This window comes from Nocardiopsis chromatogenes YIM 90109, from assembly GCF_000341185.1.
GTDB classification, from domain to species: Bacteria; Actinomycetota; Actinomycetes; order Streptosporangiales; family Streptosporangiaceae; genus Nocardiopsis_A; species Nocardiopsis_A chromatogenes.
This window is the reverse complement of sequence record NZ_ANBH01000138.1, coordinates 39,209-52,901: the sequence shown is the minus strand read 5'-3', so window position 1 is coordinate 52,901 and position 13,693 is coordinate 39,209. Positions and strand designations below refer to the sequence as shown.

Sequence of the window (13,693 nt, the reverse complement as noted above, 5' to 3'; positions counted from 1 at the left end):
TTCAGGGGCCGCGGCGGCCGTAGGCGGCGGCCGCGGCCTCGACGAAGGATCGCACCAGGGGGTTCGTGTCGCCCTCGTTCCACGCCGCCACCGCCCGGCTCGGCGCCATGTCGGACACCGGCACGGCGGCCAGCCCCTCGGGCAGGTCGTGCCCCAGCGGCGCCAGGCCGACCGTGCCGTTCCACAGCACGGCCTGCAGGCACTCCTGGACGGCGCGCACCACCGGGCCCTCGCGTTCCCTGCCGCCGTTCCAGTACGACCGCCATAGGGGGTCGGTCCCCTGCGGGAANCCAGCCGCAGCCGGTCACGGCCCGCCAGCGGGTCGTCGGTACGCAGGACCGCCCCTACCGGGTCGGTCCGCAGGATGCGCACCGCAAGGGCGGTCTCGTCGAACGGGGCCCGGGTCACGGCGACGTCGACCAGCCCGGCGTGCAATCCGCACGTCGGGTCCGTCAGGTCGGTGTCGCGGACGCGGACGTCGATGCCGGGGTGGCGGCGCCGGAAGGCGGCGGCCAGGCGGGCCGTCCCCGGGTCCGCGGCGCCGCCCAGGATGCCGACGGTGAGGGCACGGGCCCCGGCGGCCGCCCCCACACGCGCGCGGACGCGGTCGGCGTGGTCGAGCAGCGCCCGCGCTTCGTCCAGGAGCACCGCCCCCACAGGGGTGAGCGCGACACCGGAGGGCGAGCGGGTGAACAGGGGCGCCCCGACGTCGGCCTCCAGCCGCCTGATGGCACGGCTCAGCGGTGGCTGGCTCATGTGCAGGCGGGTGGCGGCGCGGCCGAAGTGGAGCTCCTCGGCGACCGCGACGAAGTAGTGCAAGGCCCGTAGCTCCATGGTGCGACGATATCCGCGGGGTATCGGCGCTGCGGATCGGGTCTTGGACACCGGTGGGCCGGGGCGGTGCACTCGTGGGCATGACCGACGAATCCAACACCGGCGTGCCCCAGGCCGCCACCGGCGTCTCCGTGGTGGGGCCCGGCGAAGGCGAGACGATCGTCCTGGGCGCCACGCGCATGCGCGTCCTTGAGGACGGCGGCACCACCGGGCACCGGCTGGCGATCGCCGAATCCGTGCTGCCGCCGCACACGCAGGGGCCGCCGCAGCACCGCCACGCCGAACACGACGAGGGCTTCTACATCCTCTCGGGGACGGTGCGGTTCACGGTGGGGGAGGAGGACCACGACGCCGCGGAGGGCACGCTGGTGGTGGTGCCGCCGGGCACCCCGCACACCTTCGCCAACGTGACCGACCGGCCCGCCCGCATGCTCAGCACGTTCACGCCCGACTTCTATGTGCAGTACTTCCGGGACCTGCAGGAAGCGATGGCCGACGGCCGCCCGCTGACTCCGGAGGCCAACATCGAGGCGATGAGCCGATACGCGACCGGGCCCGCCGCCTGACGGGCGCCTGCGGGCCGCCGCGCCGCCGGGCGGCGGCCCGCCTCTGAGAAGCGGTGACTACTTGGCCGTGAGGATGCAGAACTCGTTGCCCTCGGGGTCGGCCAGCACGATCCACGGCTCGTCCCTCTGCCCGACGTCGACGTCGGTCGCGCCCAGCGCGCGCAGGCGGTCGGCCTCGGCGGCCTGGTCGTCGCCCGGATAGGGGCGCAGGTCGAAGTGGACGCGGTTCTTGACGGTCTTCGCGTCCGGGGTGGGGATGAACTCCACGTAGGGGCCGGTGCCCGCGGCCGAGCGCAGCCTCGCCCCGTCCTCGTCCACGTCGTGGACCTCCCAGTCGGTGGCCCGGCTCCAGAAGCGCGCCTGTGCCGCCGGGTCGGCGCAGTCCACCGCCACCGCCGCGATGGGGCCGGTGCCCTGGTAGGACTCACGCGGTTCGAGCACGCAGAACTCGTTGCCCTCGGGGTCGGCGAGGACGGTCCAGGACTGCTCGCCCTGGCCGATGTCGGTCCGCGTCGCGCCCAGCCCCTCCAGCCGCCGCACCGTCTGGGCGTAGTGCTCCGCGGAGTGGGAGGCCAGGTCCAGGTGGACGCGGTTCTTGCCGACCTTCGGGTCGTCCACGGGGACGAGGTCGACCACGAGCGCGCTGGGCTCCGGGTAGGTGAACCCGGCCGGTTCGAGGTTGACCTCGTAGGAGGTGTCGTTGGTGACCTCCCAGCCGAGGGCGTCCGCCCAGAATCGCCCCAAACGCGACGGATCAGACGCATTGATGTTCACCTGAACGAATCGGAGAGCCATGGCAGGGAGTGTCGCAGAGCCGTTCGCGGATTTCGACCGTATTCGGCCCCGGCGGGGCGCAGGGCGGCGGTCAGGCCCGGTCCAGCTGGTCGGCGAGGTCGGCGAGCCCTTCGGCGTACAGGTCGAACCGGTCCGAGGGGGCGGGCGGGTCGCCGACGGGGCGGCGGACGTAGGCGGTGCGCATGCCGAGGCTCTGCGCGCCGCGCAGGTCCCAGGCGTGGGCGGCGACCATGAGCAGCCGCTCCGGCGGGCGGCCCGAGGCCTCCACGGCCAGGCGGTACACCTCCGGCGACGGCTTGTAGGCGCGGGCGTCCTCGGCGGAGAGGGCCAGGTGCCAGCGCAGCCCGGCGTAGGCGTTGAGCTCCAGCAGCGCCGACCGGCTCGCGTTGGACAGCCCGACCAGGGGGAAGCGCTCGGCGAGGCGGGCGAGCCCGTCGCGGGTGTCGGGCCAGGGCGGGAGTCGCCGTGCGGACCGGGCCAGCGCCTCGACGGCGGCCGCGCCCCCGGAACCGTCGCCCCCGGCGCCGACGGCGTCGGCGACCTGCCGGGCGGCCTCCCGGTCGAGGGCCGCCGAGTCCCGGTACGGGCCGCCTTCGGCGATGCGGCCCTGCTCCCGTCCGATATGGCGCTGCCAGAGGGCCAGGAGGCGTTCGGTGGCCGCGTCGTCGAGGGCGGGGGCGAACGCGCGGATGCCGGAGCGGATTCCGGCGGGCTCGTCGACGAGCGTGCCCAGGACGTCGAACACGAGGGCGTCGGGCTGCGGGACGGGCATGGGCGGGCCTCCTCGGTCGATCGGAGGGCGCCGCCCGCCGATGTAAGGGGTAAACTGGCTTTTAATCGAAGCTAGTCGGAGGTCCGCAGGGGATGCAAGTGGCACTGGACGACTACGCGTGGGCGGCGGGGGTCGCCACCGAGCTGGTCAACACCACCGCCGAGGTGTGGCGCGGCGCCGACCGGCTCCCCGACACCGCGGCCCTCGTCGACTTCGCCGACCTGTACGGCGGCCGGTCGGCCCGCCCCGGGACCGGAGCGGCGCTGTCCGAGCTGGCGCGCCGCGCGGACGGCGCCGACCTGGACGCGGTACGGGCGCTGCGCGGACCCGTGCGCGAACTGATCGACCACCCCGACCGCGGCCGCCTCACCGCCGGAGCCGCCGCGCTCACCGGGCACGGCAGGGGCGCCTTCCTGGTCGACGACCCCGCACACCCGGGCAGGGCGGGCTGGGCGGTCGGGCTCGGCGGGGGAGCGGGTATCGCCGAGGCGCTGTCGCTGGTCTGCGGGGTCGGCATCCTGGGCACCGTCCGCGCGCTGGGCGAGGAGCGGTTCCGCCCCTGCGGGGCACCGACGTGCCGGGGTGCGTTCATCGACACGACCAGGCCCGGTCGCCGCCGCTACTGCATGCCGGGCCTGTGCGGCAACCGGGTGAACGTGGCCAACCACCGCGCCCGCAGGGCGCGCCCGTCGTGACCTGGGGGCGGTGAGTCTGAGAGGCCCCGGGGCGCCATTCCTTCCCCGTGGGCGGGGCCGGCCGTGTGCACCGAGCGGTCGGTGCCCTTGGGGATTACCGGCGCAGCGGCCCGTTCGCGTTCGAGTGGGCGTCGGCCTCAGGGGCGGAGGTCGTCGCGGGCCCCGGAGGGGTCCATGGCGCCCCTTGGCGGCAGGGGGCGCGATGACCGACGGAACCCACCCTGCCCACGGCAGCGGAACGGCCGGTCCCCGCCGGGCCCCGACCGGCCGAGAGACCTCCGGGGTGCGGGGAGTGGGCGCCGCGCGGGCGGTCCGCGTCATCGGGATCGAAACGGCACGGGACCGGCCTCGGCCGCCGCCCCATCGGATCGGGCTCCGGCCGGGGCCGGTCCCCGGGGCCCTGAAGGTGCAAAGCGGCAACGGCCCACCAATTTGGCCAATCCGCCGGACCGCGCCCGGGCCGGACTTGTAGCGTTGAGCGACCGAATGGAAACGGTGCGGAGTTTTCGCCGTTCGGGAAGGCCGAAACGCCCGCCGGGTCCAGCGGCGCACGGGTCCCGCGCCCGCATCGCCCGATCTCCCGCACGGCCGTGCGCCACGGGAGGGCCGCCGACAACCGAAGGGTTTTCACCGGTGCTTCAGGCCCCGATCACCGAGCTCGACATCGCTCCCGGACACGTCATCGAGTGGAGGCTGCGCCCGCCGCAGACCTCCGGTGCGTCCGCGAAGGACGACAGGAACGGCTCCTACAACCAGGAGAAGCACTTCAGCGTGGCCTTGGACGCCCGCACCGACGACGAACCGCTGGCCTCCTATGTGGCCTGCACCTTCGAACTGCCCGGCCCGCCGGACCGCGCGGCCCTGGAGGCCGCGCTGCTGTACTTCGTGCGCCGCCACGAGGTGCTGCGCTGCGAGTTCCGCCACCTCGGCGGCGACCTGACCTGTCGGCCGATGGCGGCCGGGGACACCGTCCTGGATCCCGTCGACATCGGCCCGATCACCACCCGCCAAGGCGTCCGCGACCACGTCGACGACCGGTTCCGCCGCATCGACACGCTGTCCTGGCCACTGCTGGCGATGGGTGCCGTCCTCCGGCCCGAGTCCACCACCGTCTTCCTCGGCTTCGACCACCTGGTCTCCGACGGGCTGTCCACGCCGATCGCGGTCAACGACATCGCCACCGCCTACACCGCCGCCGCCCGCGGCCGGGCCCCCGGGCGGCCCGGGGTCGGCAGCTACCTCGACTTCGGCCACGAGCAGCGCCTCCGCCACGCCTCGCTCGGCGCCGACGACGCCCGCCTGGACCGCTGGAAGGCGTTCATGCGCGACAACGGCGGGTTCTTCCCGCCCTTCCCGCTCGATCTGGGCGTGGCGCCCGGGGAGATGTACGGCACCGTCAACGACACCGACACCCTCCTCACCGGAGCGGGGGCCGAGGCCTTCGAGGCGCACTGCCGCAAGGCCGACGGCAAGGTGTTCATGGGGGTGCTCGCCGCGGTGGGGGAGGCGCTGCGCCGCGAGGGCGGCCCCGAGGTCTACCGCGGACTGATGCCGGTCAGCGACCGGGGCCGCGGCCGCTACGCCGAGGCGATGGGCTGGTTCGTCAACACCATGCCCATCGCGTTCCCGGTCCCGGCCGGGGCCGACTTCGCGCAGGTGGTGGCCGGGGTCAGGGACGCCGCCGCCGACATGCGCGACCACCTGGACGTGCCCTTCGTCAAGGCCTGGCGGCTGCTCGCCCCCGAATACGCCGACCTGCGCTCCTGGCCGTACGCGGTGAACTTCTTCTCCTACCTGGACTTCCGCCGCAGCCCCGGCGGCGAGCGGCAGCACGCCCTGAAGGCCCGCAAGCACATCTGGGCCTCGCACAGCAACGGCATCTGCTTCTGGTTCCACCGCAACGAGACCGGCATGCACGTCAACACGATCTACGCCGACACCCCGCAGGCCCACCGCACCAAGGCCTCGTTCACCGCCACCCTGACCGGGGTGCTGGCCGGCCTGGCCGACAGCGGCGAGTTCTGACCCCGCGCCCCGGGAACCCCCCGGCTCGCGCCCTCGCCCTCGCCCTCGCCGTCTCCCGGAGAGCGGGCCGGGGCGGGGGGACCCGCCGTTCCGGCCCGCTCTCCGAGGAAGCCCCGTCGAAGTCCTCACTCGTCCCTTCGGGCGAAGTCCGGGGCATGCTCGGGGCGGACACCGACGCCGATGGCGTAGGCCAGCGGCAGCGACGCCGGGGCGAAGTTCCTCAGCACGCTCAACGGGAGCGTCGGCGGCCCCTCGCGTTCGCCGCGCAGGACCGGATCGACCACCCTGCGGTGCATCGCGAGCTGCAGCCCCTGCGTCACCAGCGTCGGCAGCGACCGGCGCCGCTGCACCGCCAGCAGGTCGCCCACCGACACCCGCCGCTCCTTGAGCGGCTCGGCCAGGCGTGTGGCCGCCGCCACCGCGTCCTGCACCGCCAGGTTGATGCCCACACCGCCCACCGGCGACATCGCGTGCGCGGCGTCCCCGATGCACAGCAGCCCCCGCCGGTACCACACCGGCAGGCGGTTCACCTGCACGTTCAAGTGCTTGACGTCGTCCATCGAGCGCAGCTCGCCCACCCGGTCGGCCGCGTCCGGCAGCAGTCGCGCCACGTCCTCGCGGAAGGCCTCGATGCCGCGCTGCCGCAACTGCGCGTCGGTGCCCTTGGGGCCCAGGTAGGCGATCTGCATGTACCCCTCGCGGGGGATCACCACCAGCATCCGGCCCTTCTCCAGCCGCGGGGTCAGCGCCTCCCCGATCGGGGAGTCCCCCGGCAGCCGGAACCACCAGGCGTCGATGTCCACCGGCAGCTCGCGGGCGGCCAGCCCTGCCGAGCGGCGCAGCACCGAGTCCCGGCCGTCGCAGGCCACCACCAGGTCGGCGCGCAGCTCGCCGTCGCCCTCGGGGCCCCTCAGGTACACCCCGCGGACCGCTCCGCGCTCCCGGATCAGGCCGGTGGCCTCGGTCTTCATCCGCAGCGCGAAGGACGGCTCCTCCGATGCCGTCTCCGCCAGCAGGTTCAGCAGGTCCCACTGCGGCACCATCGCGATGTAGGGGTGGGGGACCTTCAGCCGCCGGATGTCGCCGACGGTCACCTGCTCGCCGTCGCCGAACGGAATCACCGCCTGTTCGAGGCGGCTCTGCGGGATCGCGGAGAACCGCCCCCACAGCCCCAGTTCGTCCAGCAGGGTGAGGGTGGAGGGGTGCACCGTGTCGCCGCGGAAGTCGCGCAGGAAGTCCCCGTGCTTCTCCAGCACCGTCACGTCCACGCCCGCCCGGGCCAGCAGCAGGCCCAGGAACATCCCGGCCGGGCCTCCGCCGATCACCGCACACGTCGTCGTCTCGCGCCTACCGGCCGCTTCGTCCATGGCGCCTCCGATCGTCGGGCCGCGGCCCCTTCCTCGCGGGGCCGCCGTCGTGCCCTACCTACCCGTCGGGGCNCCCCCCCGGCGGATGTAGCCGATTTCGGCCGCGGCGGCCACGGCGGCCGTGCGCGAGTCCACGCCGAGCTTGGTGTAGATGTGCGCCAGGTGGGATTTGACGGTCCCCTCGGTCAGGTGCAGGCGCTCGCCGACCGCCAGGTTGGACAGGCCCTCGGCGACCAGCCCCAGCACCTCGATCTCGCGCTGTGTGAGCGCGCCGCCCGGCGTGCGCAGGCGGGTCACCAGCCGGTCGGCGACCGAGGGGGCCAGGGTGGTGCGCCCGGCGGCGGCCCCGCGCACGGCGGCCGCCAGCTCCTCGGGCGGGGCGTCCTTGAGGAGGTAGCCGGTGGCCCCGGCCTCGATCGCGGGCAGGGTGTCGGCGTCGGAGTCGTAGGTGGTGACGACCAGGACCCGCGGCCCGCCCGCGCGCGCGGTGATGGCGGCGGTGGCCTCGGCCCCGCCCATGCCGCCGCCGAATCGCAGGTCCATCAGGACGACGTCGATGCCGCCCTCGGCGGCCCGGGCGACGGCCTCCTCGGCGGTCCCGGCCTCGGCGGCGACCTCGATGCCGGGTTCGGTCTCCAGGACCGCGCGCAGCCCGGCGCGCACCACCGGGTGGTCGTCGGCGAGCAGCAGGCGGACGGGGGCGGGGGTGGTCGGGTCCTGGGTCATGGGCGCCTCTCCGTTGCTGTGCCGCCGTCCTCGCGGCGGTCGGGTCCGTGTTCGAGCGCGGCGGGGTCCGCGGCCGGGGCGACCGGGAGGCGGGCGGTGACGGTCGTCCCCCGGCCGGGCGCGGTGTCGACGGTGAACGACCCGCCCAGCGCGCGCATGCGGGCGCGCATGGCCGCCAGGCCGAACCCCCCGCCCTCGGGATCGGTCGCGGGCGGCAGGGCGGCGTCGAACCCGGTGCCGTCGTCGGCGACCTCCAGCACGGCCTCCGGGTCGGGCCCGGCGCCGGTGAAGCGCAGGGCGAGGTCGGCGCGGGCGGCCCGGGCGTGCCGGACGGTGTTGCCCAGCGCCGACTGCGCGATGCGCAGCAGCTCCACCTCGTGCGCAGTGGGCAGCGGCACCGGCGTGCCCTCAAGGTGGAAGCGCGCGGTGAGCGGGTGCCGCTCCGAGACCGTGGCGCACAGGCGCTCCAGGGCGTCGGGCAGGCTCCGCCCTTCCAGGGCCGGGGGCGTGAGGGCCGCAACGAGGCGCCGCGCCTCGGCGAGGTTGTCGGCCGCCGCCTCGCGCGCGCGGTCCACGTGGTCGGAGGCCGCCTCAGGCCGGTCCGGCAGGGCACGCTGGGCGGCCCTGAGGAGCAGTTGGATGCTGGAGAAGCCCTGGGCGAGCGTGTCGTGGATCTCCCGGGCCAGGCGCTCGCGCTCGGCGAGCACCCCGGCGGTGTGCTGGGCGCGCGCCAGGTCGGCGCGTGTCTCGGTCAGCTCCTCGATGAGCCGGCGCCGCTTCTCGCTCTCCCTGTACATCGCCTGGTAACTCCACACCACCGCCACGGCGACGGCCGCGCCCAGCGCAGGGCCGATGGCGACGGCGGGGGCCAGCCCGCCCTGGTGCGCGGCGAACGCGGTGATCGCCGCGACGGCGGTGGCGGCGACCGCCGCCAGTCCGCCCCAGCGGGGGAGCAGGTGCAGCTGCACCAGGTAGAGGGGGAAGGCCAGCCACACCGCCTCGGCGGACAGGACCAGCAGCACCGCCCAGACCGCGCCCAGCACCGCGAGCCACACCGCCGACGCACGGCGCGAGGCGGCGACGCGGGGGATGAGCGGCCCGGCCGCGTACACCGCCCCGGTGGCGGCCGCCGCGGCGGCGACGGCCCCGGCGTCGGGGCGCCCGTCGAGCACGGCCCTGCCCGCGACCAGCGCCAGCAGCCCGGCCACCAGCAGGTGCAGGCACCAGGCGAGCACGCGGAGCGTGGGAGTCAAGCGATTCACGAGCACCTCACCCTAGCGCTCCTGACGGCTGTGACCTGGGACGCCGTACCGGTCGGGCGTTCCGGGGCGTTCGTCGGCGTCCTTCCGGCAGCGGCGGAGCGATGAGATCGGCGCTTCAGGGGAGTCGGTACCGGGTGCAATGTGTGGGCATTGCCCCCGGACCGGTCCGCCGCTCCCGGGGGCGCGAGCGAAGGGACGTGCGTCGTGACGGTCATCGTCGCAGGCAGGGTGTACGTGGACCCGGGGGAGCGGGACCGGTTCCTCGAAGGCGTCGACGGAATCGTGCGCGCGGGGCGACAGGCCCAGGGGTGCCTTGACCTGTCGATATCGCCGGACCCGACCGACCCCGGGCGGGTGAACATCTTCGAGCGCTGGGAGTCGCAGGACACGCTGGAGGCCTGGCGCGCCGTCGCTCCGGAGCCGTCGACCGGCGTCGAGATCACCAGGGACGAGGTCCTCAAGCACGTGGTCTCCTCCTCCGGGCCGCCGTTCGACTGACCGGCCGCGGGCCCCGGNCGGGGGGCCCCCCGCCGACACGGGACCCCGCGAGTCTTCCCGAGGGCCGAAGGCGCCGTCATCTGCCGAAAGTTGGAGACCGGCCTGCGCCCTTCGGCCGCGTGAGAGCCCACTCCTTCCCGATGCCCCGGCCGGGGGCGCGTGACGACAGTGGAGGGGTTGTCACACGTCATCGGAAGGGACGGCCGCAGATGTTCGTCGCCTGGAGGGACCTGAGGTTCGCCAAGGGGCGCTTCGCGCTGATCGGGGCGGTGATCGTCCTGATCACGCTCCTGGTGGGGATGCTGTCCGGGCTCACGGCCGGCTTGGCCCGTGAGAACGTCTCGGCGGTCACCGGGCTGCCCGCCGACATGATCGCCTTCTCCGGAAGCGGCGGGGACGGCGGCCCGTCCTTCTCGGACTCGGCCGTCACCGAGCGGCAGTGGAGGCGGTGGGCGCAGGAACCCGGCGTGGAGAGCGCCGAGCCGCTGGGCGTCGCCACCACCAAGGCAGAGGCGGGGGACGGGAACGCAGACGGGGCGATCGCCGCCGTCTCGGTGTTCGGGGTGCGCCCGGGCGGGGGCCTGGGCCCCGTTCCGGACGGCTTCGGCGGGGATTCCGCCGTGCTGTCCGAGGGCGCCGCCGAGGACCTCGGGGCGGCCGAGGGCGACACCGTCACGGTCGCGGGCCGGGAGCTGACCGTCACCGAGGTCCGCGGAGACGCCTCCTTCAGCCATACCCCCGTCGTCTGGACGAGCCTTGAGGCCTGGCAGGGCATCGCCCCGCCGAGTGGGCCCGCCGACCCCTCCGACGGTTCCGGGGGCGCGGACGGCGGCGGGACCGCGACCGTGATCGCCCTGACGACCGACGGAGGTCCCGACACCGACGCGGCCGCCGCGGACACCGACGAGCGGGCCGGGACCACGACCGTCACCAAGGCCGACTCCCTGGCGGCGATCGGCTCCTACACCTCCGAGAACGGATCCCTGCAGCTCATGCGCGGGTTCCTGTTCGCCATCTCGGCCCTGGTCATCGGCGCGTTCTTCACCGTGTGGACCATCCAGCGCGGCCCCGACGTCGCGGTGCTCAAGGCGCTGGGCGCCTCCACCGGGACGCTGCTGCGCGACGCTCTCGGGCAGGCGCTGGTCCTGCTGGTCGGCGGGACCGCGGCCGGGACGGCGGCCGCTGCGGCGCTGGGCGCGGCGGTGTCCGGCTCCGACGTGCCGTTCGTGCTGACACCGGGGACCGTGCTCGCCCCGGCGGCCGTGATGGTCGCCCTGGGGGCGCTGGGGGCCGCCATGTCCGTCCGCCGCATCACCTCCGTCGACCCGCTGACCGCCCTGGGGAGCGCACGATGAGACTGGAACTGAACGACGTCACCCTGACCTACCCCGACGGCGACGGGCGGCTGACCGCCCTGGACCGGGTGTCGCTGGCGGTGCCCGGCGGCGGGCTGACCGCGGTCGTGGGCCCCTCGGGGTCGGGCAAGTCCAGCCTGCTGGCGGTGGCCGCCACGCTGATCCGGCCGGACTCGGGCACCGTGGCCGTGGACGGCGTGCGCGTGGAGGGGCTGGCGCCGGGAAGGCTGGCCGAGCTGCGCAGGCGCCGGATCGGCATCGTGTTCCAACAGCCCAACCTCCTGGCGTCGCTGACGGCGGCCGAGCAGCTGCAGGTGATGGCGCAGATCGACGGCCGGTCGCCGCGCAAGGCGCGGCCGCGTGCGCTGGAGCTGCTGGAGGCGGTCGGCCTCGCGGACCTTGCGGACCGGCGCCCGCACCAGCTCTCCGGCGGCCAGCGCCAGCGGGTGAACATCGCGCGCGCGTTGATGAACGACCCGGCCGTGCTCCTGGTGGACGAGCCCACCAGCGCCTTGGACCACGAGCGGGGCTCGGCGGTGATCGACCTGATCGCCCGCCTGACCCGCGAGCAGGGCACCGCCACGGTGCTCGTCACCCACGACCGGGCGCACCTGGGCGCGGCCGACCGGGTGGCGGAGGTGTTCGACGGTCGGCTCCGGGTTCCGGAGCCGACCGGCTGAGCGGGGACGCGGGGGATCCGGCGTTCCGGTCGGCCTCGGCCCCGGCGCCGAGAGCCGCCGGTCAGGGCCGGTGCAGGAACGGCAGGCCGCGCACGACCGACCTCCAGTAGCCGACGTGCCCGGCCTTCCAGGAGGCGTGGAACGCCCACGCGAGCAGGCCGAGCGCGGCACCCGCCCACAGGCCCGTACTCACGGCGGCCCCCAGGCCCAGAGCATCGAGGACGAGCGCCCACACGCTCAGCAGGGCGGCGGCCCACGCGTTGCGGGTCCACCCCCGGCCGGCCCCGGGACGCGGGTTCCGCCAAGGATTCAGCCTGCGCAGTCCGCGGCCGAAGCACCACGCGCCGGACAGCAGGCACACCGTCCCGATGGAGGCCGTCTCCGGATCGTCCGTGACGAGCGATCCCATGAAGACCAGGGCGAGCCCGGGAACGGCCAGAAACGTCCCGCGGACGGGGCGGCGCGGGGGCGCGGGGCCCCGGGACGCACGTCTTCGGGCCTCGTATTCGGCCCTGATCGTCAGGGCCAGCTCCGCCGCGCCCTCGGTGTGCCCGGTGATCAGCAGTGTCCCGTTGCGTGACCACACGATGCACCACACCTCGTAGCCCAGGCGGCGCTGCCAGCGGCTGAGCGTGAGCGGACGACTGTCGACGACGCCGGTGATCTCCTCCCAGGCGACCGTCGTGGTGGTCTCTCCCCGGCGGCGGAGGAGGCCGCGCTCATGGAGGACGAACTCCTCGTCCTTGTGGAGCAGGGCCAGCACGAAGGCGATCGTCCCGGTGATCACCAGGACCGCGGGCACGCCGACCAGGACCGGTGCGGCGCGGTTCCCGGCGGCCTCGACGGCATCGTTCCACTCGGCGATCCCGAAAGGCAGGGCGGCCAGGCCGAGCACGACGGCGCCCGCCGACGGAAGAGCGCCGTTGGGGTTGCGTGTGGAGTGGCGGGAGATGCGCGCGCCGAGCCGTGCTCCGACGTCACCGCTCATACCCGCCTCCCGGGGCCGGACCGCCCGACGGACTCCGCCCGGTCATTCCTATATGCCTGGAATGAGAAGTTTGCCAGACGAGTGGCGGTCCACGCCCGCCCGGGGCGGCCCGGGACACCGGTCGTCACCCCCTCGGGCCGGGGCCTCGGGGTCGGGAGAAGCGGACGGGGGTGCCCACACGCCCCCAAAAAGCATCCATAAAGGCGAATCCATCTACATGCCCGATATGACCTGCTCGTGAAGCAATACTCCCATTGAATGGCTTATGGATTCCCGCCCGCCGACGTCGGCGACAGGCCTTGCGGAGACCCGTAATCCGGATCCCGAGGCACATTCGCGCACACCGACCACCAATGGAGACCAGCAGGTCGAAAGGTGGGGCGATCCACGCTTGGCGGCAGCGCGAGCGTTATGAGGACGTTTTATGGACTGCCGCTCGACCGTCACCGTCGACGCGAACGGGAATTGTTTTCTTGCCGCCGCTTCCGCGGCCATGCGAGGCTTCTTTCCGTCGGACCGGCCGAAGTCCCCGCAATGCCCATCCGACTCCCCCATGACAGCAAAGCGACGGGAATTCCATGATTTCTGCGTTGAAGAAGCAGATGGCCGCGACCGCCGCCGTCCTCCTCTCCACCGCCACCGCCGCAACGCTCGGCACCGCGCTGCCCGCCTCGGCCGAGTCCCCGCAGCTCGCCCAGGGCACCGACTACCAGATCCGCTTCGAGGCGAACGACGCCCGGATGGTCCCCTACGCCGGAGCGCCCTTCAGGGTCGACGTGCGGGTCTGGCCGGCCGACTACCGCGGCATGGACTGGGAGGTGAGCCATGCCGGGTTCACCGATGGCGCCCCCACCTACGAGATCCGCAACCTGTACAGCAACCTGTGCCTTGAGCCCAAGGACGGCCGGAGCACGGTCGGCCAGCGGGTCGAGCAGGTGGACTGCACGGGGCGGGACCGCCAGGAATGGCTGCTCCCGAACGTCGACAACGCGCACCAGATCGTGCCGGTGCGCAACACGCGCCTGGGCGTGACCCTGGAGAACCCCGCGTGGACGGGGTCGTTCCTCAAGCTCGGGTACCGCCACAGCTTCGACCCGGACTACCGCTGGGCCTTCGAGGCGCTGTAGAAC

14 protein-coding genes and 1 pseudogene are annotated in these 13,693 nt (G+C 74.2%); 7 read left to right on the top strand and 8 right to left on the bottom strand.

What is annotated here, in order from left to right; genetic code table 11:
• Window position 1: 1 nt before the first annotated feature.
• Together D476_RS38505 and D476_RS40115 are read right to left on the bottom strand one after the other, a co-directional pair.
• On the bottom strand, window positions 2-220 hold the full coding sequence (locus D476_RS38505) for a hypothetical protein (protein WP_204366991.1): 219 nt from the start codon (window positions 218-220) through the stop codon (window positions 2-4).
• An 83-nt stretch (window positions 221-303) separates the two neighbouring features.
• A pseudogene (locus D476_RS40115) lies at window positions 304-834 on the bottom strand (LysR family transcriptional regulator); the annotation flags it as partial.
• Window positions 835-914: 80 nt separating this feature from the next.
• On the opposite strand from D476_RS40115, the gene D476_RS0114350 reads away from it, so the two are divergent.
• Window positions 915-1,400, top strand: coding sequence for a cupin domain-containing protein (locus D476_RS0114350; RefSeq protein WP_017624633.1), 486 nt, complete (start codon window positions 915-917; stop codon window positions 1,398-1,400).
• Between the two features lie 57 nt (window positions 1,401-1,457).
• Here the strand turns inward: D476_RS0114350 and D476_RS0114345 are convergent, their stop codons facing one another.
• Window positions 1,458-2,195: a VOC family protein gene (locus D476_RS0114345; protein WP_026123502.1), complete on the bottom strand. Its 738-nt coding sequence runs from the start codon at window positions 2,193-2,195 to the stop codon at window positions 1,458-1,460.
• Window positions 2,196-2,265: 70 nt separating this feature from the next.
• A complete protein-coding gene (locus tag D476_RS0114340) occupies window positions 2,266-2,967 on the bottom strand; it encodes a haloacid dehalogenase type II (protein WP_017624631.1) in 702 nt (233 codons plus the stop codon).
• A 92-nt stretch (window positions 2,968-3,059) separates the two neighbouring features.
• Between D476_RS0114340 and D476_RS0114335 the strand changes: the two genes are divergently transcribed.
• Entirely contained in the window at window positions 3,060-3,662 is a 603-nt protein-coding gene (locus D476_RS0114335) for a CGNR zinc finger domain-containing protein (protein ID WP_239648706.1), read from the top strand.
• A 633-nt stretch (window positions 3,663-4,295) separates the two neighbouring features.
• Window positions 4,296-5,687 carry a condensation domain-containing protein gene (locus tag D476_RS0114330; RefSeq protein WP_017624629.1) on the top strand — a complete coding sequence of 464 codons (1,392 nt, stop codon included), beginning with the start codon at window positions 4,296-4,298 and terminating at the stop codon, window positions 5,685-5,687.
• Window positions 5,688-5,812: 125 nt separating this feature from the next.
• Here the strand turns inward: D476_RS0114330 and D476_RS0114325 are convergent, their stop codons facing one another.
• The 3 genes from D476_RS0114325 to D476_RS33305 all read right to left on the bottom strand — a co-directional run bounded on the left by D476_RS0114325 (window position 5,813) and on the right by D476_RS33305 (window position 9,033).
• Window positions 5,813-7,054, bottom strand: a complete 1,242-nt coding sequence (locus D476_RS0114325) for an FAD-dependent oxidoreductase (RefSeq protein ID WP_051061742.1) — start codon at window positions 7,052-7,054, stop codon at window positions 5,813-5,815.
• 54 nt (window positions 7,055-7,108) lie between these two features.
• Window positions 7,109-7,780, bottom strand: coding sequence for a response regulator (locus D476_RS0114320; protein ID WP_017624627.1), 672 nt, complete (start codon window positions 7,778-7,780; stop codon window positions 7,109-7,111).
• The gene (locus D476_RS33305) at window positions 7,777-9,033 is read right to left on the bottom strand and encodes a sensor histidine kinase (RefSeq protein WP_239648705.1); all 1,257 of its coding nucleotides are present in this window, start codon (window positions 9,031-9,033) and stop codon (window positions 7,777-7,779) included. The genes D476_RS0114320 and D476_RS33305 overlap by 4 nt, the downstream gene beginning before the upstream one ends.
• A 213-nt stretch (window positions 9,034-9,246) precedes the next feature.
• Between D476_RS33305 and D476_RS0114310 the strand changes: the two genes are divergently transcribed.
• The 3 genes from D476_RS0114310 to D476_RS0114300 all read left to right on the top strand — a co-directional run bounded on the left by D476_RS0114310 (window position 9,247) and on the right by D476_RS0114300 (window position 11,575).
• Complete coding sequence (locus D476_RS0114310; RefSeq protein ID WP_017624625.1) at window positions 9,247-9,540, top strand: putative quinol monooxygenase; 294 nt, start codon at window positions 9,247-9,249, stop codon at window positions 9,538-9,540.
• 209 nt (window positions 9,541-9,749) lie between these two features.
• The gene (locus D476_RS0114305) at window positions 9,750-10,895 is read left to right on the top strand and encodes an ABC transporter permease (protein ID WP_017624624.1); all 1,146 of its coding nucleotides are present in this window, start codon (window positions 9,750-9,752) and stop codon (window positions 10,893-10,895) included.
• Complete coding sequence (locus tag D476_RS0114300) at window positions 10,892-11,575, top strand: ABC transporter ATP-binding protein (protein WP_017624623.1); 684 nt, start codon at window positions 10,892-10,894, stop codon at window positions 11,573-11,575. Before D476_RS0114305 ends, D476_RS0114300 begins: the two co-directional genes overlap by 4 nt.
• 61 nt (window positions 11,576-11,636) lie before the next feature.
• Here D476_RS0114300 and D476_RS0114295 read toward each other — a convergent pair whose 3' ends face one another.
• Entirely contained in the window at window positions 11,637-12,563 is a 927-nt protein-coding gene (locus D476_RS0114295) for a hypothetical protein (protein WP_017624622.1), read from the bottom strand.
• Between the two features lie 590 nt (window positions 12,564-13,153).
• Between D476_RS0114295 and D476_RS0114290 the strand changes: the two genes are divergently transcribed.
• A complete protein-coding gene (locus D476_RS0114290) occupies window positions 13,154-13,690 on the top strand; it encodes an RICIN domain-containing protein (RefSeq protein ID WP_017624621.1) in 537 nt (178 codons plus the stop codon).
• Window positions 13,691-13,693 lie beyond the last annotated feature (3 nt).